16 protein-coding genes are annotated in these 17,504 nt (G+C 65.9%); 13 read left to right on the forward strand and 3 right to left on the reverse strand.

What is annotated here, in order from left to right; all coding sequences use genetic code 11:
• Positions 1–83 precede the first annotated feature (83 nt).
• Positions 84–1,151: a zinc-dependent alcohol dehydrogenase family protein gene (locus ACSC1S_RS11120; protein WP_435364348.1), complete on the forward strand. Its 1,068-nt coding sequence runs from the start codon at positions 84–86 to the stop codon at positions 1,149–1,151.
• 116 nt (positions 1,152–1,267) lie between these two features.
• On the opposite strand, the gene ACSC1S_RS11125 is transcribed toward ACSC1S_RS11120, so the two are convergent.
• A complete protein-coding gene (locus ACSC1S_RS11125) occupies positions 1,268–1,519 on the reverse strand; it encodes a hypothetical protein (protein ID WP_435364349.1) in 252 nt (83 codons plus the stop codon).
• A gap of 106 nt (positions 1,520–1,625) precedes the next feature.
• Between ACSC1S_RS11125 and ACSC1S_RS11130 the strand changes: the two genes are divergently transcribed.
• From ACSC1S_RS11130 to ACSC1S_RS11150, 5 genes are all read left to right on the forward strand, one after another.
• Complete coding sequence (locus ACSC1S_RS11130) at positions 1,626–2,057, forward strand: SCP2 sterol-binding domain-containing protein (RefSeq protein WP_435318934.1); 432 nt, start codon at positions 1,626–1,628, stop codon at positions 2,055–2,057.
• Positions 2,058–2,108: 51 nt separating this feature from the next.
• A complete protein-coding gene (locus ACSC1S_RS11135; RefSeq protein ID WP_435364350.1) occupies positions 2,109–2,768 on the forward strand; it encodes a helix-turn-helix domain-containing protein in 660 nt (219 codons plus the stop codon).
• 213 nt (positions 2,769–2,981) lie between these two features.
• On the forward strand, positions 2,982–4,280 hold the full coding sequence (locus tag ACSC1S_RS11140; protein WP_435364351.1) for a multicopper oxidase domain-containing protein: 1,299 nt from the start codon (positions 2,982–2,984) through the stop codon (positions 4,278–4,280).
• Positions 4,281–5,510: a ZIP family metal transporter gene (locus tag ACSC1S_RS11145; RefSeq protein WP_435364352.1), complete on the forward strand. Its 1,230-nt coding sequence runs from the start codon at positions 4,281–4,283 to the stop codon at positions 5,508–5,510.
• A 96-nt stretch (positions 5,511–5,606) separates the two neighbouring features.
• Positions 5,607–6,311, forward strand: a complete 705-nt coding sequence (locus ACSC1S_RS11150) for an SDR family oxidoreductase (protein WP_435364353.1) — start codon at positions 5,607–5,609, stop codon at positions 6,309–6,311.
• On the opposite strand, the gene ACSC1S_RS11155 is transcribed toward ACSC1S_RS11150, so the two are convergent.
• Positions 6,296–8,047 (reverse strand): histidine kinase N-terminal 7TM domain-containing protein, encoded by a 1,752-nt coding sequence (locus tag ACSC1S_RS11155; RefSeq protein WP_435364354.1) that lies wholly within the window; start codon positions 8,045–8,047, stop codon positions 6,296–6,298. The genes ACSC1S_RS11150 and ACSC1S_RS11155 overlap by 16 nt on opposite strands.
• 122 nt (positions 8,048–8,169) lie before the next feature.
• Here ACSC1S_RS11155 and ACSC1S_RS11160 point away from each other — a divergent pair, with 122 nt between their 5' ends.
• The 7 genes from ACSC1S_RS11160 to ACSC1S_RS11190 all read left to right on the forward strand — a co-directional run bounded on the left by ACSC1S_RS11160 (position 8,170) and on the right by ACSC1S_RS11190 (position 16,771).
• On the forward strand, positions 8,170–9,465 hold the full coding sequence (locus ACSC1S_RS11160) for a M48 family metallopeptidase (protein ID WP_435364355.1): 1,296 nt from the start codon (positions 8,170–8,172) through the stop codon (positions 9,463–9,465).
• A 131-nt stretch (positions 9,466–9,596) separates the two neighbouring features.
• Positions 9,597–10,211: a TetR/AcrR family transcriptional regulator gene (locus ACSC1S_RS11165; protein ID WP_435364356.1), complete on the forward strand. Its 615-nt coding sequence runs from the start codon at positions 9,597–9,599 to the stop codon at positions 10,209–10,211.
• Positions 10,211–11,653 (forward strand): MATE family efflux transporter, encoded by a 1,443-nt coding sequence (locus ACSC1S_RS11170; RefSeq protein ID WP_435364357.1) that lies wholly within the window; start codon positions 10,211–10,213, stop codon positions 11,651–11,653. The genes ACSC1S_RS11165 and ACSC1S_RS11170 overlap by 1 nt, the downstream gene beginning before the upstream one ends.
• Positions 11,654–11,794: 141 nt before the next feature.
• Positions 11,795–13,168 carry a sodium-dependent transporter gene (locus ACSC1S_RS11175; protein ID WP_435364358.1) on the forward strand — a complete coding sequence of 458 codons (1,374 nt, stop codon included), beginning with the start codon at positions 11,795–11,797 and terminating at the stop codon, positions 13,166–13,168.
• Between the two features lie 211 nt (positions 13,169–13,379).
• On the forward strand, positions 13,380–14,798 hold the full coding sequence (locus ACSC1S_RS11180; RefSeq protein WP_435364359.1) for a sodium-dependent transporter: 1,419 nt from the start codon (positions 13,380–13,382) through the stop codon (positions 14,796–14,798).
• Positions 14,799–14,966: 168 nt separating this feature from the next.
• Positions 14,967–16,511: an acyl-CoA carboxylase subunit beta gene (locus ACSC1S_RS11185; protein WP_435364607.1), complete on the forward strand. Its 1,545-nt coding sequence runs from the start codon at positions 14,967–14,969 to the stop codon at positions 16,509–16,511.
• 2 nt (positions 16,512–16,513) lie between these two features.
• Entirely contained in the window at positions 16,514–16,771 is a 258-nt protein-coding gene (locus ACSC1S_RS11190; RefSeq protein ID WP_435364360.1) for a DUF8022 family protein, read from the forward strand.
• Between the two features lie 51 nt (positions 16,772–16,822).
• On the opposite strand, the gene ACSC1S_RS11195 is transcribed toward ACSC1S_RS11190, so the two are convergent.
• The gene (locus ACSC1S_RS11195; protein ID WP_435364361.1) at positions 16,823–17,434 is read right to left on the reverse strand and encodes a methyltransferase family protein; all 612 of its coding nucleotides are present in this window, start codon (positions 17,432–17,434) and stop codon (positions 16,823–16,825) included.
• Positions 17,435–17,504 lie beyond the last annotated feature (70 nt).

Raw genomic sequence — 17,504 nt, forward strand, 5'->3', positions numbered from 1 at the left:
CTCCCGAGCGACCGCACCGGCCATTTTTATAATATTTAATCATTAACTTTAAGCTATCGCACCCTGAAGGATTCCCCATACACATGCGCGCAGTCGTCTTCAAGGGAACCGGTGAACCGCTGTCGGTCGAGGAGGTCGACCGACCCGAGTGTGACGCGGACGGAATCGTCGTCGAGACCGAAGCCTGCGGGGTGTGCCGCAGCGACTGGCACGCCTGGCAGGGCGACTGGCAGTGGATCGGGATGATGCCCACACCGGGGCTCGTCTTCGGCCACGAACCCGCCGGGACCGTCGTCGAGGTCGGCGAAAACGTCGACCGCTTCCGCCCCGGCGACCGCGTCACGAACCCCTTCAACCTCGGCTGTGGCTCGTGTCACCACTGCCGCGGCGGCCGCGGGAACATCTGCGAACGCTCGGTCCCGATGGGATTCCTCCCCATCCAGGGCGGCGCGTTCGCGGAGTACTACCCCGTCAGGAACGCCGACCACAACGTCGTGAAACTACCCGACGGGGTCGACCCCGTCGACGTGGCCGGCCTCGGCTGCCGGTTCGCCACCGCCTTCCACGGACTGGTCCACCGGGTCGACGTGACCCCCGGCGACTGGGTTGCTGTGCATGGCTGTGGCGGCGTCGGCCTTTCTGCTGTGCATATCGCCGATGCACTGGGGGCGAACGTCATCGCAGTGGACCTCGCCGAGGAGAAACTGGAGCGCGCCCGTGAACTCGGCGCGGACCGGGTCGTGGACGTGACCGAAGTCGAGGACGTGCCCCAGGCGGTGAAGAAGCACACCCAGTCGTCGAGAGGTGCCGACATCGCGGTCGACGCACTGGGCATCGCCGAGACCTGCCAGAACGCGATGAACTCGCTGGGCAAGGGTGGCCAGCACCTCCAGATCGGCATGACGACGAGTGACGAAGGCGGGCAGGTGTCACTCCCGGTGGACACCATGGTCACCGACGAGCGCGAGTTCTACGGCTCGTTCGGGACGCCCCCGAACGAGTACGACGAGATATTCCGGATGATGGAGACGGGCAAGCTGGAACCCGGTCGTATCGTGAGCGAGCGCATCTCGCTGGACGAGGTGCCCGGCGTCATCGAGAATCTGGGCGACTACGATACGGTCGGGATTCCGGTCTGCGATACGTTCTGACCGATTTCCCTGTCGCCGTTACGAGTCAAGCCGTCCCGCCATACCCCCTACGGGTATCGATTCTAACGACTACACGAGACCACCGGACCGTGCTTCTATCGACAGTCGAGTGGCCGTCAGTCCTCAGCAACCGTATCCGTCTCGTTGCGTTCCGGAACGACGACCGCGAAGAACGAGCCGACGAGATAGAGCACCGCCCCGACGAGCAAGAACGACGGTAGCCAGAACGTGAACACGTCGGGGAGCAACCGCCACTGGACACCGTTCTCCGCGTGGAAGTTCCGGAACTGTATCACCCGGAGACAGAGGGGGACTAGCAACAGTGCGATGCCGCGTCGAATCGTCCGCTGGAGGGCTGCATCGGACATACTCGAACCGTACCGAGACCAGATACAAAACGATTCGTGACCGCAACATAAAGACACGACTCCATCCGGCGGAACGAGTAAGACACCACAGAGAGAAGACACGAGTATGACTATCGCGATGCCCAGCGAGGCGGGCCAGTGGATCGACGCGTGGCAGGACAAGCTCAACGAGTCCGAGAAGTACAGCGAGGTCGGCGCGGGCTGGGGCGTCGGCTTCAACGGCTCGTTCCTGTTCGTCATCGAGCCCGACACCCTGTACGACGGCGAGCCCGTCATCCTCTACGTCGACCTCGAAGACGGCGAGTGCACCGAGGCGAAGCAGGTCGACAGCGAGGACGACGTTGACTGGGGCTTCGCCTTCAGGGGCAGCTACTCCGACTGGAAGGAACTGGTCCACGGCGACCTCGACGCCATCGAGGGCATGATGGGCGGGCGATTCGACCTCGACGGTGACATGCAGAAGGTGCTCCAGTACTCCAACGCGGCGGTCGTGATGACCGAGAACGCCTCGGAGATAGACACCGAGTTCGAGTACTGAACGCGATTTTCGACCACGATTTTATAAGCGATTGCGACGCCAGTTACGGCCATGAAGTCCGTTGGGCTGCGACTCCGACCGGAAGCGGGCGCGTTCCCGGGCGTGGACGAAGCGCTCGCGGGGATTCCGGGCGTGACCCGCGAGGGAATCCAGCACCTGGAGTGGCTGGCGGACGGGACCTACGCGATGCTGTATCGCGTCTCGGGTGGCGACGAGGCGGCCATCGGGGAGGTCCTCACGGCCCACGACGAGGTGTTGCAACACGACGTGGTCTCGGCGGGACCGGACCAGTACTACGTGTTCGTGAACGTCGCGGAACAGGAATCGGTGAGCGCGCTGCTCCGCATCCTCGATGAGCATCGGCTACTGCTGGACCCGCCGCTCCGGGTGACCGACGACGGGCTCTGCGTGACGGTGGCGGGCGACGGTGACGCCCTGCAGGCCGCGTTCGCGGACGTGACCCAGGTCGAGGTTCCCATCGAGGTGGAGTGGACCGGTGGGTATCGGCCCGGGGAACCCGCCGCGCTCTCGCGGCTCACCGACCGCCAGCGCGAGGCACTGGAAGCGGCCCACGACCTCGGGTTCTACGAAACCCCCAGGGAGGCGTCGTTCGAGGATATCGGGGAGGCGCTTTCCTGCTCGCCGAGTACGGCGAACGAACTGTTGCGCCGGGCGGAGGCGCGGGTGGTGAGTTCGCTGCTGGATGGGTAACCTGCGGATTCTGGTCGACTGTCGCGGTGGTTCGACCCATTCACCAGTCGTAACACCGAACCACACGATAGAATTAGATTCGTCTAATCCAAAGGCTAGAGAGGAACCATTAAGTTAATCAGACCACCTAAACCAAGGTATGACTACTACCGAATACACGGCGTTCTCCACCGAGAGACGCTGTGAAACGCCACATCCAGTCGGTGTTCGGCCGTGACGTCGATGGATTACGGGAGTGCCCAGTCGCTGACGGAGCGACTCGAAGGGAAACTCACCGATACTATCGACGTACGCGAGCCCGTCTCGCGGCGGGCGGTGCTCGGCGGCCTGAGCATCCTCGGCGGCGCGGCGCTGACCGGCATCGGGAGCGCAGACGGTGACGGCGGCCACGCTGCCGGCGACGACCACGGCGACCACGGCAACTTCGGGGCAGTCGGCGAGTACACCGGCGACGAGTTCGACCCCCACGAGTTCCTCACGGAGTTCAACACGGGCGACAACGGTGATGGGTCGGACCTGGACCCGAACGTCGACGTCTACCAGGAGAACGGTCGAACCGTCCGGGAGTTCAACCTCACGGCAATCGACGTCGAGATAGAGATACTCCCGGGTATCAAATTCCCGATGTGGACCTACAACGGGCAGGTCCCCGGGCCGACGATTCGCGTCGAGGAGGGCGACCTCGTCCGTATCAACTTCCGCAACGGGTCGGATAAGCACGCCCACACCATCCACCCGCACCTGAAGAACCTCAACCCGGACATGGACGGGACCCCGACCAACGGGCCGGGACTCATCGAACCGGGTGACGAACCGTTCACCTACGAGTGGCAGGCCGAACCCATGGGCACGCACCTGTACCACTGCCACACCATGCCCCTGAAGGCCCACGTCCACCGCGGGCTGTACGGCGCGATGATCGTCGACCCCAAGCCCGAGCGCGTCCGGGAGAACCCCCGCGACTACGTGAACTACCACGGGCCGATGACCGACGAACTGGTCGACGAGCTGGTCGAGCGCGCCAAGAGCCGCAACATGGTCAGCTACGCCGACTACGCCCCCGAAGGCTTCGACGGCGTCAACGAGATGGTGATGGTCATGAACGGCTTCGACACCAACTTCGACGGCGGCAACGAGGTGTACGCCGTCAACACCCGCGGCTTCTGTTACGGTGTCGGCCAGACGGACGGAAAGGGTAGCTGGGCGGCCGGTGAGACGAAGAAGCCGATCCAGATCGACCGGAACGAGCTTCAGCGCGTCCACCTCGTCAACATGATCGAGTTCGACCTCATCAACTCGTTCCACACCCACTCGCAGTTCTTCGACTACTACGACGCGGGCACGACGTTGCTCCCGACGCGGTCGAACATCGACACGGTGATGCAGTGTCAGGCACAGCGCGGCGTCTTCGAGATAGACTACAGCGACCACGACCCCGGACTGTACATGTTCCACGCTCACCAGTCCGAGTTCGCCGAACTTGGCTGGATGAGCTTCTTCGAGGTGGTGTAGATGACGGACGAACCCAAATCAGACGGCGGTGTGATGGCAGAAGATGAACAGTCAAGCAACAGTCCGTTCGGACTGCCGCCCGTCGTGGCCGGGGTCCTCCCCGTCGTCCTGCTGGCGGTCCTCGTCGGTGCCTTCGTGGTGACGACCCCGCTCGCGGGACTGGAGGGCAACGGCGAGCCGCTCCCCGACGTCTCCATCGACTACGTGACCGTCCCCGACGACGGCACCTTCGTCGTCCACGTCACCAACAACGGTGCGGCCCCGGTCACCATCGAACAGGTCCACGTCGACGAGGCGAACTGGAACTTCGGGATGACCAGCCCGGGCGACGACCGGACGCTCCAGCCGCGCGAGAGCGGGACGGTCACGATTCCGTATCACTGGTCAGCCGGTTTCGACCACCACGTCACCGTGATTACCGGTGCCGGCGCGACGTTCGGACACACCATCGTCGCGACCCAGCAGACGCCCGGGTTCAACATGGACGTCATCCTGACGCTCGCCGTCGTCGGCCTGTTCGTCGGGGTCATCCCGGTCGCGCTCGGGATGCTCTGGTTCCCGTTCCTCGAATCCATGAGCGACCGGTCGCTCCACGCCGTGCTCGCGTTCTCCGGGGGTATCCTCGCGTTCCTCGTCTTCGACGCCGGCTTCGAGGCGTTCGAGTTGGCCCACGCGGTGCCGAGCACCTACATGGGCAACCTGCTCGTCATCCTGGGCATCATCGGCGCGATGCTCCTGCTCCAGGCCGCGATGGACTGGCAGGCGGGTGGTGAGGAACCGTCGGGGCTCTCGCTCGCCTACGCCGCCGCCCTCGGTATCGGCCTGCACAACCTCGCGGAGGGGTTGGCCATCGGGAGCTCGTTCGCGCTCGGGCGCGCCTCTCTCGGGGCCTTCCTCATCGTCGGGTTCATGATCCACAACGTTACCGAAGGACCGGTCGTGGTGGCTCCGCTGGCCCGTGACGACCGTCCCGCGCTCTGGCATTTCGCAGCCATCGGGCTGCTTGCGGGCGCACCCGCCATCGTCGGTGGGTGGATCGGGAACCTGTTCTTCTCGCCCGTGCTCGGCGCGCTGTTCCTGGCGATCGGTGTCGGCGCACTCTTGCAGGTCATCTTCGACATCGGCGGCATGATCCGCCGGCGTGGAGACCTCCTCTCGACGACCAACACGCTCGGGTTCTTCGTCGGGCTCGTCGTGATGTACGCGACCGACTACTTCGTCACGCTGTAGAGGAGGCCAACTGCGGTTTTTCTGTCTGCTGTCCCCCGAACTTGTGGCTCGCTGGCTCGACCGACGTTTAAGCCCCTTGCGTGCCTGTCTCTAGCTATGTCGGTAACCTTCGACTTCTCCGACCGCGTCGCCATCGTGACGGGAGCATCCGGGGCCCTCGGCAGTGCAGTCGTCGCCGCCTTCCGCGAGGCTGGCGCGACCGTCTGTGCCGTCGACATCGTCCCGCCCAGCGACGAGAACTCCCTGCTGGAGCCGGACGACGACACGCACTTCTACGAGACCGACCTGACCGACGAACTCGGCGTCGAGACACTGGTCGACAACGTCGTTTCGGACCACGGCCGCATCGACTTCCTCTGCAACGTGGCCGGCACCTGGCGCGGCGGGAACCCCATCGAGGAGACCGACCTCGCGGAGTTCGAGTTCCTCGTGAACGTCAACCTGAAGTCGGCGTTCCTCACCTCGAAGCACGCCCTGCCCCACCTGCGCGAGCGCGAGGGTGCCATCGTCTCCGTCTCGGCGCGGTCGTCACTGGAAGGCGGTGAGGGTGACGGTCCCTACCGCATCACCAAGGCGGGTATCCGGCTCCTGACCGAGACGCTCGCCGAGGAGAATCGTGGTGAGGTGCGGGCGAACTGCGTGATGCCTTCAGTGCTGGACACCCCGATGAACCGGGAGATGATGACGCCGAAGGACGAATGGGTCGACCCGGCCGACGTGGCGCAGGTGATGCTGTTCCTCTGCTCGGACGCGGCCACCGTAACCAGCGGGGCCGCAGTCCCGGTCTACGGCGAGGCCTGAGGGAGGGGTCGCTCGACCGACTCCGGAACCGCACCCGGCAGTCGGACGAGGACGGTCGTCCCGCTGCTACCCTCGGATTCATCGTCCCCGCCCCCGGTCTCGAACGAGACGCTGCCGCCCAGCGCCGACACGGTCCAGTTGACCAGCCACAGCCCGAGGCCGCTCCCGTGAGCCAAGGCGGTCTCCTCGCCGGCGTCGATGACCTGTCGCTCGTGCTCGGGGATGCCCGGCCCCTCGTCCGCGACGGTGAATACGGCGGTCCCGTCGTCCTCGACCGCAACCAGGGTGACGGTCACGTGCGGGTCGGTACCGTCGTCGTGTTCGAGGCCGTTCTCGACCAGGTTCGCGAACACCACTTCGACGAGTTCGCGGTTGGTCTCCAGCTGGAACGCTCCTGGGACTGCGACGGTGACCCGGCCGTCCTCGAACTCGGCTTCGAGTCGGTCGCCGAGCGCCGCGAGGAGATCGGCCATCGGGACGGGCTCGCGGGAACGCACGTCCCCGCCCATCGTCTGCTCGATGGTCCGGGCCTTCTCGCCGAGTTCGATGAGCCCGCGTGTCTCGTCCTCGGCGGTCTCCAGCATCCACCGCACTTCGTCGTCGTCCACGAGGTCGGCCGCACCCTGCAGGTAGCCCTGCACGACGGTCAGGTCGTTGCGGAGGTTGTGTCGGAGGACCCGGTTCAGGACGGTGAGACGCTGTTTGCGTCGAATCTCGTCGGTGACGTCCTGCAACAGGACGGTGTACCCGACGTGGGTGCCGGCGACGTCCCGTAGCGGCGACGTGACCAGCTTGTAGGTCGCGTAGCTCCCCTCCTGGGTCAGCGTGAGCGACTGGTCGCTCGCGGCGAGGTCGAGGTCGTCGACGCCGAGGTAGTCCACGAGTCGGTCGGTGAGTGCGGCCCGCTTGTCGACGCCCAGCGCGGCCTCGGCGGGCGCGTTCAGCGTGACAATGCGACCCTTCTCGTCGACGACGATGATCGGGCTCCCGAGGTCGTCCAGGGCGGCGCGCTCGCCGGTCCGCCGCGTCGTCGGGCTGAACTCGAACATGTCGCTCCGGAAGAGCGCGTAGGTGTCGAGTGCGATGTGCGGCAGGAACATGATGGGGACGAGATTCAACTGGGGTGCGGGCCCGAGGTCGAACGTCCAGACGGTGAACGCGGCTATCGGGGGGATGGGTGTCAGCGCGACGGCCGCGGCCTGCTTGCGGTACAGTGGGCCGAAGCTGATGACCGTGTCCAGCAGGAGCGCCATCCCGACGACAGACACGAGGACGATGCCGACGAACTGGAGTCGAATCAGGGGCGAGTGGACGTACGAGACGGTTGCCGCGCCGTATATCGGGTCGAGGCGAAAGTTCTGCCAGACGAGGTGGTGCCACGGGTTGGTGACGACCAGGAGGTCGAAGCCGAGCCCGAACAGGGCAACGGCCCTGAACCACCAGGTCTCGACGAGGTGGCCCCGACCGGTGTACGCCGCCGCGAACCCGAGGTAGCCGACGACGACGACCGACCCGGCCAGCCAGAACAGCGCCTCCAGTGCCTCGCGGAGCCACAGTGGGTCGAACACGAGCATCGCGACCCCCTGTGAGAAACAGAGGACGACCTGCCCGACGATGACGGCGAAGAACCACCGTGCGCCCGGCTTCTCGCGGAAATCCCACAGGTACCAGAGGAACGCGAGGTTGGCCACTCCGGCCGCGAACGAGCCGACGACCGGCCACGAGACCGCTTGCACGATACTCGACAGTGCGAGGCAGAGTACTTGGCCGTTGTCCCCAACGGTGTCGGCGGCGGCCCGCTGCGACCCCCGCCACCGAGCAATGCCGTTTTTTCCATGGGGACCCTACAGGAGACCTGATGCTGGAGTATCACGTCCTGTTCGTCGTGTTGTTGGTCGGGACGGAGGCCTTCTTCACCCTCCTGTCCGTGTTGAACGTCAGGTACGGCGCGGCGACCGCCCGCGCCGAGTCCGAGTGGATGCACGAGACGCTCGGCGTCGACGACCTGGATGCGGTCCTCGACTACCAGCGCGCCGGGACCGGGCTCTCGCTGGTCTCGACCTGGGTCGCCCTCGGGTTCCTGCTCGTCGCACTCTACACCGGCCTCATCAGCGACGTGGTCGCGGCGCTCGCCGCGAGTGGCCTGTCCGAACTCGCCCAGGGTGTCGTCTTCGTCGCCCTGTTGCTCCTCGGGGGGCAGCTCGTGAACGTCCCGTTCGACCTCTACTCGACCTTCGTGGTCGAAGAGCAGTTCGGCTTCAACAACCAGACCCCGAAGCTGTGGGTCAAAGACCTCGCCCTCGGGACGGTCGTGAGCACGCTCATCGTCTCGGTGCTCGCCGGGGCGGTCCTCTGGTTCGTGAGCGCCCTGCCCACCTACTGGCCGGCCGCGGCGTGGGCCCTCGTCGTCGGCTTCTCGCTCGCGATGCTGGTCATCAAGCCGCGGGTCATCGACCCGATATTCAACGACTTCACGCCGGTCGAGGAGTCCGACCTCCGCGACGCGGTCGACGACGTGTTCGAGCGCGCCGGCTTCCGCTGTGACCAGGTGTACGAGATGGACGCGAGCAAGCGCTCGGGGCACTCGAACGCCTACTTCACCGGCTTCGGCCGGACCAAGCGCGTGGTGCTGTACGACACCCTGGTCGAGCAGATGGAGGTGGACGAGATACAGGCCGTCCTCGCCCACGAACTGGCACACTGGAAGCGCGGGCACATCTGGAAGTTCGTCGCGCTCGCGGCGGTCCAGTTCGCGGTCGTCTTCGGGGTCCTGGGCTACCTCGTGAGCCAGGGCTGGCTCTACACGATGTTCGGCCTGCCGCAGGTCGAGTACGCGGGCCTGTTCGTCGCCATCCTGTTCGTCGGGCCGGTCATGCAGCTGACCTCACCCATCCAGAACTACTTCTCGCTCGCCTACGAGCGCGAAGCCGACACCTTCGCGGTCGAGACGATGGGGTCGTCACCGATGGCGAACGCGCTCGCGAACCTCGCCAGCGAGAACATGTCGAACCCGTTCCCGCACCCGCTCTACGAGACGTTCCACTACGACCACCCGCCGATTCCGGAGCGCATCCGCTACATCGAGGCGATGGGTGACGGTGGCGACTCGGCGAGCGACGGGCCTGCTGGTGAGGACGCCCCGACGGCTGACTGAGAGGCACTCGACTCGGAGACAGCGCTGCAGTGATACTCCTTCTCGCGGTGCGTGTCATCATCCTCGTAGCGGCAAGGCTGGGGGGTCGAAGCGTCCTTCAAGTAACTGGCTGAATGAACATTCAGTCAACGATGGGAGAGACGCAGCTGTTCGCGGCCGCCCCCGAGGACACCCGGGCCGCCATCATGCGGGCGACCTACGAGGCCCTCACCAGCCACGGGTACGCGAACCTGACCATACAGCGCATCGCGGACGAGTTCGAGAAGTCGAAATCCCTTCTCTATCACCACTACGACGGCAAGGACGACCTTCTCGTGGACTTCATGCAGTTCATGCTGGAACACTTCGAGAACGAGACGACGTGTGGAGACTGCTCGAACCCGGCAGAGCGGCTCGACCACCTGCTGGAGCGGGTCGTCCCCGACGAACTCGACTCGGAGAAACACGCCTTCACGAGCGCCATGATAGAACTCCGGGCGCAGGCCTCGCACGACCCTGCGTACCGCGAGCAGTTCACCGAACACGATACCGCGCTCCGGGACCGGTTCGCGGCCATCCTCCGGGACGGCGTCTCGGACGGGACGTTCGCGGACGTCGACCCCGAGCAGACCGCGGACTTCCTGCTGGCGCTCGTGAACGGCATCCGGACCCAGCGCGTCACCCGTGACGACGACGGCGGCGTCCCCGGTGCCCGCGCCGAACTGGACGCCTACGTCGACCGCCACGTCCGCGGAGGTGACGACTGATGGGCCTCTCGGACCTGTTCAAGGGTAAAGAGGAGATGGACCTCACATCGGGGGACATCGCCAAGCCGCTGTTCTTCCTCTCCCTGCCCATCGTCATCACGAACCTGCTCCAGACCGCCTACAACCTGGCGGACACCTTCTGGCTGGCGCAGGTGAACGAGGTGGCGCTGGCGGCCATCACCTTCGGGTTCCCGATGGTGTTCCTGCTCATCTCGCTCGGCATGGGGCTCTCGGTGGCAGGGAGCGTCCTCGTCGCCCAGCACACCGGAGCCGAGGAACCGAGAGAGGCCGAGTACGCCGCCTCCCAGACCGTCATGTTCGCGTTCGTCGCCTCTGCCATCCTCGGGATTGTGGGCTTCTTCGCGGTCGATACGGTGCTGTGGACCCTCGGCGCTCGCGGTGCGGTCCTGCGCGAGGCCACCCGGTACATGGAGGTCATCTCGCTCGGGATGCCGTTCCTCTTCGGCTTCTTCGTGTTCATCTCGCTGATGCGGGGCTACGGCGACACCATCACGCCGATGCTCGTGATGTTCGGGACCGTCGTCCTCAACGTCGTCATCGACCCGCTGTTCATCTTCGGCTTCGGCCCGATTCCGGACGGCCTCGGCGTGCAGGGCGCGGCCATCGCGACCGTCATCTCCCGGTTCGTCGCGACCGTGGTCGGCATCGCCATCATGTTCCGCGGAAACCGCGGCGTCCAGATCCGCCTCTCGCAGATGCGCCCCGACCTCGCGTTCTTCAAGAAGATGCTCGGCATCGGCGTCCCGGCGTCCATCGAGGGCACGGGGCGCTCGGTCTCGGTGAACCTCATGCTCATCGTCATCGCCATCTTCTCCTCGGGCTTCGTCGCGGCCTTCGGCGTCGGCATCCGCATCTTCAGCGTCATCTTCCTCCCGGCCATCGCGGTCGGGCAGGGCGTCGAGACGATGGTCGGCCAGAACATCGGCGCGGGCAAGTACGACCGCGCGAAGCGGACCGCCGACACCGCCGCTATCGGGATGTTCGCCGCGCTGTCGGTGCTGGCGGTCGTCGTCTTCGCGTTCACCGAACCCATCGTCTCGCCCCTCTCGCCCAACGAGGAGGTCACCGACATCGCGGTGACGTTCCTCCGGGTCGTCGCGCCGACCTTCGGCTTCATCGGCGTGATGCGCTCGTACAACGGAGCGTTCCGCGGGTCGGGGAAGACGATGGTCTCGGCGGCCATCGCCATCACCATGCTCGGCGTCATCCGCCTCCCCATCGCCTGGGTCCTCTCGCGAGGCATCGACCCGGTCGCCTCGATGGTCCCCTTCGCCACCGGTCAGGCCGGCATCTGGGCGTCGTTCGTCGTCTCGAACACCCTCGGCGCGATCATCGCGTTCGCCTGGTTCCGCCGCGGCACCTGGCGTGGCGCAGACGTTCGTGGACGGGGCGCGGTCGACCCGTCGCCGACGGACGACTAGTCGAGTCAGTTCACTTATAAAGAGAATCTGGCCGTCCTTCTTCGTCGCTGAGCTGTCAAGCGATTTCTGTATCGACTAATCATGACCTGTACCGCGGGAACAGGCAGTTTATCAATCGCAATCGGTGAGCGATAGCCACACATGAGCGAACGAGAGACATGGAGCACACGAGCGGGGTTCATCCTCGCGGCGGTCGGTAGTGCCGTCGGCCTCGGGAACATCTGGCAGTTCCCGTTCCAGGCCGCGAGTAACGGCGGTTCGGCGTTCGTCGTCGTCTACCTCGCCGCCGTCATGCTGATCGGCTTCCCGGCGATGCTGGCGGAGTTCGTCGTCGGTCGCAGTACCGAGCGCAACCCGGTCGACGCGTTCCGCGAACTCGGCGGTGGGTCGTGGTCGGTCGTCGGGGCACTTGGCGTGTTCACCGCGTTCTGGATCCTGTCGTTCTACAGCGTCGTCGGTGGCTGGGTCATCCGGTACATCCTCGGGAGCGCCCAGGGCGCGTACTTCGGTGACCCGACCGGCTACTTCGGCGCAATCATGAGCGGCCCGGACGCGCTGGCGCTGCACGCCGTCTTCATGGCGCTGGTCGTGGGCGTCGTCGCCCTCGGCGTCGAGGACGGCATCGAGGCGGGAACCAAGCTGATGGTCCCGAGCATCGTCGTCCTGCTCATCGGTCTCGGCGCGTGGGCGTTCACCCTCGACGGGGCGGCAGCGGGGTACGCCTACTACCTCTCGCCCGACCTCGCGACGCTCAAGGCGAACTTCTGGAGCGTCCTCCCGAAAGCCGTGGGACAGGCGTTCTTCACGCTCTCGCTCGGGATGGGGGCGATGGTCACCTACGCCTCGTACCTCGGTGACGACGACTCCCTCCCGGTCGACGGCGGCCTCATCGTTGGCATGAACACCCTCGTCGGCCTCCTCGCCGGCCTCGTCGTCATCCCCATCCTGGCGACGCAGGTCTCCGTCGAAGCCATCCGCCAGACGAGCGGGGCCGGTGCGGTCTTCATCTCGCTGGCCGAGGCGTTCGCCCAGCTCCCCGCCGGCCGCATCCTCGGCGTCGTCTTCTTCGGCGTCCTCCTGCTGGCCGCGCTCTCCTCGGCTATCTCGCTGCTGGAGGTCGTCGTCTCCTACATCACCCAGAACTCCGGCTGGGACCGCAAGCCCGCCGCCGCTGTCTTCGGGCTCGCGGTGTTCCTGCTCGGCATCCCGACCGCGTTCAGCGCCTCCCTGACCTACGCCGGCACCGGTGCCCTCACGTGGTACAACGACCTCGCGTACAACCTCCTGCTCCCTGTCTCGGTCCTCGGCGTGCTCGTCTTCGTCGGGTGGCTTCGCGACGACACGGCATCGGTCGAACTCACCAAGGGGACCGATGCCGGCCCCGGGAGTGCCACGGCGTGGATCTGGGCGATGCGGACCGTCGTCAGCCTCGCCGTCGTCGTGACCCTGTTCCTCGGCGTGCAGGACCTGCTGGTCGCCGCGAAGGTGCTGGCCGAGCCCATCATCGCGCTCTGACGTGGGCCACGCCGGTCACCGACTGCCAGGGCAGCTGGTGACGGTTCACACGCCACCCAACTGCACGATTACGATTCCTCAGCAGACGCCTATTTTTCGCGGAGATACAAAACGGAAACCGGACAGAGACCGACCATACCGTGTGTTAACGGCGAGTTGACGGGTCTCCGGTTCGCAAGCACTAATACGGAGAGTCTGGCAGTGGCGCACAATGGCACGTGAATCGTGGACATCACGAATCGGGTTCATCCTCGCCGCCGTCGGCAGCGCCGTCGGCCTCGGGAACATCTGGCGGTTCCCCTGGATGACAGCAGAGAACGGGGGCAGCGCGTTCCTGGTACTGTACCTGGGTATCGTCCTGGCCGTCGGCGTTCCGGGCCTGGTCGCCGAGTTCGTCATCGGCCGCCGGGCCGGCAAGAGCCCCGTGGGCGCGCTCGAGTCGCTCTCCGGGTCGAAGCACTGGGGGAAGGTCGGGCTCATCACCGTCCTAGCCGGCCTCGTCCTCCTGTCGTTCTACAGCGTCGTGGGCGGCTGGATCCTCCGGTACTTCTTCGCGAGCGCGACCGGGGCCTACTTCGACGCCCCCGGCGCGTACTTCGGCAGCATCAGTTACGGCGCTGGCGCAGCCGGCTTCCACGTCCTCTTCCTCGCCATCACGGCGGGTATCGTCGCGGGCGGCATCCGCGGCGGCATCGAGCGCGCCACGACGGTCATGATGCCCATCGTCATCCTGATGCTCGGGGCGCTGGCCGTCTGGGCGGGTGGCCTCTCGGGCGCTGGCGAAGCGTACGACTTCTTCCTCACCTTCGACGCGGCGTACGTGCAGGCGAACGCCCTCGATATCCTGCTCTCGGCCGCGGGCCAGGCGCTGTTCACCCTCTCCGTGGGTGCGGGGACGATGATAACCTACGCCTCCTACATCGGTGAGGACCGCTCGCTCCCCGCCGACGGGAGCATCATCGCCCTGCTCAACACCGGCGTCGGCGTCCTCGCCGGGTTCGTCGTCCTGCCGCTGCTGTTCTCGACGCCCAACGTCGACCCCGCGACGAGTGGCCCCGGCGCGCTCTTCGTCGGCGTCGCGACCGCCTTCGGCGAACTGCCCGGCGGCCGTCTCCTCGCACTCGGCTTCTTCGCCGTCGTCTCCCTGGCTGCGCTCTCGTCGTCCATCTCGATGCTGGAGATTCCCGTCGCCTACCTCGTCGACGAGCACGGGTTCGAGCGCAAGACCGCGACCGCCGGCCTCGCCGCCTTCGTCCTCGTCACGGGGACCGTGAGCGCGTTCAGCTCCGAAGTGTTCGGCATCCTCGCGGGCCCGGTCGTCGACATCCTGCTCACGACCGGCCTGTTCGCGTTCGTCGTCTTCGCCGCATGGGTCCTCGGCGGCGATGCCGTCGAGGAGTTCACCCTCGGCACGCGGTTCTCCAGCGGGCTCGGAGACGCCTGGCGACTCCTCATCGGCGTCGTCCTCCCGCCGTTCCTCCTGTTCACGCTGTTCAACGGTATCCTGGGCTACCTCGGCTGGCAGGCACCGGTCGAGTACGTCGCCGTGGCCGCCATCTTCGTCGGCCTCGCCGTCGTCACCAGCGTCCAACGCGTCGCGAGCACGGAACGAGCCGACAACGCGGCCTGACTGGACGCCGACACCACCGCCTGACACCATAACCGCCGCGCTACCCGTCCATCCGCAGGTGGGAGACGGACCCTCGGCCGCGGCGACTCGGCATCACTTCGTTGGGGAAACCTTTTGACGCCGGTGCGAGTGGTTTCGACCAATGATTGCAGGGTGGTCACCATGACAATGGAAGACCGCATCGAGGAACTCGAAGAGCTGCGAGCGGAGGCGCTCAAAGGCGGCGGCGAGGACCGCATCGAGGCCCAGCACGAGAAGGGCAAGATGACGGCTCGCGAGCGCATCGACTACTTCCTCGACGACGGCACCTTCCACGAGTTCGACCAGCTCCGGACCCACAACTCCCACAACTTCGGGATGGAGGAGAAGAAGATCCTGGGCGACGGGGTCGTCACCGGCTACGGCGACGTCGACGGCCGCAAGGTGTTCGTGTTCGCGCACGACTTCACCGTCTTCGGTGGCTCCCTCGGTGAGGTGTTCGCCGAGAAGATCACGAAGGTGATGGACATGGCGATGGAGGTCGGTGCGCCCATCGTCGGCCTCAACGACTCCGCCGGGGCCCGCATCCAGGAGGGTGTCAAAGCCCTCGCCGGGTTCACCGAGATCTTCCACCGGAACCAGATGGCCTCAGGCGTCGTCCCCCAGATATCGGGCATCATGGGTCCGTGTGCCGGCGGGGCGGTGTACTCCCCGTCCATCACGGACTTCATCTTCATGGTGAAGGACACGAGCTACATGTACATCACCGGACCCGGCGTCACGAAGACCGTCACCGGTGAGGACGTCACCCACGACGAGTTAGGCGGTGCGATGACCCACGCCAGCAAGACGGGTGTCGCCGAGTTCGCCTGCGAGGACGACAAGGACGCGCTCGACCAGATCAAGACGCTCCTCTCGTACCTCCCGAGCAACAACGTCGAGGACCCACCACGTGTCGAACCCTGGGACGACCCGGACCGCCGCGACGACGCGCTCGAGGAGATCGTCCCCGACAGCCCACAGAAGCCCTACGACATGACGAACGTCGTCGACTCCATCGTCGACGAGGGCTCGTTCTTCGAGGTGCAAGAGAACTTCGCGAAGAACCTCATCATCGGCTTCGGCCGCCTCGACGGGCACACCGTCGGTATCGTCGGCAACCAGCCCAAGGCGAACGCCGGGACGCTCACAGTGGACGCCTCGATGAAGGGCTCGCGGTTCGTCCGCTACTGTGACTCGTTCAACATCCCCATCGTCACGTTCGTCGACGTGCCCGGGTACATGCCCGGCACCGACCAGGAGCACCGCGGCATCATCCGCCACGGCGCGAAGCTCCTGTACGCCTACTCCGAGGCGACGGTCCCGCTCCTGACGGTCATCACCCGGAAGGCGTACGGTGGCGCGTACTGTGTCATGGCGTCGAAGAACCTCGGCTCCGACGTGAACTACGCCTGGCCCTCGGCCGAGATCGCCGTCATGGGCCCGCAGGGTGCGGTCAACCTGCTCTACCGTGACGAACTCGCGGAGGCTGACGACCCGGACAAGCTCCGCGACGAACTCATCGAGGAGTACCGCGACGAGTTCGCGAACCCCTACACTGCGACGGACAAGGGCTTCCTCGACGACGTCATCGAACCGACCGAGACCCGCCCGCGGCTCATCGACGACCTGCACATGCTGAAGTCCAAGCGCGAGGACCAGCCCGACAAGAAACACGGCAACATCCCGCTGTAGCGATGAGTCAGGAACTGCTCGACAGACTCGACATCCCGGCGGACGCCGATGCGGAGGAAGCCGCAGCCATCGCGGCCGTCATCGGTGCTCACCTGCGCGACCGGGAGCTGCAGGCCCAGGAGGAGAGCGAGGAGACGTGGGACGGCAAGAAGTGGGCGTTCGCCGGTCGTCTCCGGGCGACGCGCGGGCACAGCGGTCGCGTCCCCAGCAGTGCACCCACGAACGCGTGGGCCGCGAGCGGGCGCTCGGACCGGTTCTAGTGCTGGCTGTTTTCGTTCGTCGTCGTGAGTGCCGGGTTTCCAGCAAGCAGCTTACTCGCGCTGGTGGCGATGGAGACCGCCCCCGGACAGCGCCCGGAGCGTCCCGAGGCCGACGAACCGCGGGACCCGCGAGGCGTACTGGTCGTATTCCTCGCCGTACTCCTCGCGGAGCCAGGGCTCCTCGACGAAGGGGAGCAGGACCCACCACGAGGCGAAGATGACGGCGAGAATCGTCACGAGAACCGAGTTCACGAGCAGCGCGAACCCGATGGTCGCGACCATGTAGCAGACGTACTGCGGGTTCCGAGAGTAGCGGTACCAGCCGCCGGTCCGGAGGTCGCCCGAGAGGCCCATCGTCTCCTCGCCCCCGAGGTCGAGGCCGGCGGCAAGGGCGGCGAGGTAGAACGGGACGAACAGTGCGAGTCCGGCGTAGAGGCTGGTCGGGCGTGGCAGCCCCAGACTGTTCCAGTCCAGGTACGCGACGCCGACGAAGGCGACGTTCAGCAGGTTCGAGAGGGTCCAGTGGACGTAGTAGCGCCAGTCGCGCTCGCCCGGCGGCCAGTAGCGATACTCGGTCAGTAAACTGGTGAGAAAGCCGGTGAGGTTCCCCAGACTGGCGAGGAGGCCGAGTCCGAAGCAACCCCAGAGCAGTGCGTCTTCCATGGCTGACAGAGGGAGGCGAGCGGCAGTGCGACTTCGGTCGCACTGGCTAGGCAATTTAAATGGGTCGCCG

Origin of the sequence: Haloarchaeobius pelagicus (assembly GCF_051207375.1) — an archaeon.
Lineage (GTDB): Archaea > Halobacteriota > Halobacteria > Halobacteriales > Natrialbaceae > Haloarchaeobius.

Coding starts and splice junctions, on each gene's coding strand:
- ACSC1S_RS11180 (WP_435364359.1), top strand. CDS start 13,380: ATGGCACGTGAATCGTGGACATCACGAATCGGGTTCATCCTCGCCGCC.
- ACSC1S_RS11120 (WP_435364348.1), top strand. CDS start 84: ATGCGCGCAGTCGTCTTCAAGGGAACCGGTGAACCGCTGTCGGTCGAG.
- ACSC1S_RS11135 (WP_435364350.1), top strand. CDS start 2,109: ATGAAGTCCGTTGGGCTGCGACTCCGACCGGAAGCGGGCGCGTTCCCG.
- ACSC1S_RS11125 (WP_435364349.1), bottom strand. CDS start 1,519: ATGTCCGATGCAGCCCTCCAGCGGACGATTCGACGCGGCATCGCACTG.
- ACSC1S_RS11160 (WP_435364355.1), top strand. CDS start 8,170: ATGCTGGAGTATCACGTCCTGTTCGTCGTGTTGTTGGTCGGGACGGAG.
- ACSC1S_RS11150 (WP_435364353.1), top strand. CDS start 5,607: ATGTCGGTAACCTTCGACTTCTCCGACCGCGTCGCCATCGTGACGGGA.
- ACSC1S_RS11195 (WP_435364361.1), bottom strand. CDS start 17,434: ATGGAAGACGCACTGCTCTGGGGTTGCTTCGGACTCGGCCTCCTCGCC.
- ACSC1S_RS11170 (WP_435364357.1), top strand. CDS start 10,211: ATGGGCCTCTCGGACCTGTTCAAGGGTAAAGAGGAGATGGACCTCACA.
- ACSC1S_RS11145 (WP_435364352.1), top strand. CDS start 4,281: ATGACGGACGAACCCAAATCAGACGGCGGTGTGATGGCAGAAGATGAA.
- ACSC1S_RS11175 (WP_435364358.1), top strand. CDS start 11,795: ATGAGCGAACGAGAGACATGGAGCACACGAGCGGGGTTCATCCTCGCG.
- ACSC1S_RS11165 (WP_435364356.1), top strand. CDS start 9,597: ATGGGAGAGACGCAGCTGTTCGCGGCCGCCCCCGAGGACACCCGGGCC.
- ACSC1S_RS11190 (WP_435364360.1), top strand. CDS start 16,514: ATGAGTCAGGAACTGCTCGACAGACTCGACATCCCGGCGGACGCCGAT.
- ACSC1S_RS11130 (WP_435318934.1), top strand. CDS start 1,626: ATGACTATCGCGATGCCCAGCGAGGCGGGCCAGTGGATCGACGCGTGG.
- ACSC1S_RS11185 (WP_435364607.1), top strand. CDS start 14,967: ATGGAAGACCGCATCGAGGAACTCGAAGAGCTGCGAGCGGAGGCGCTC.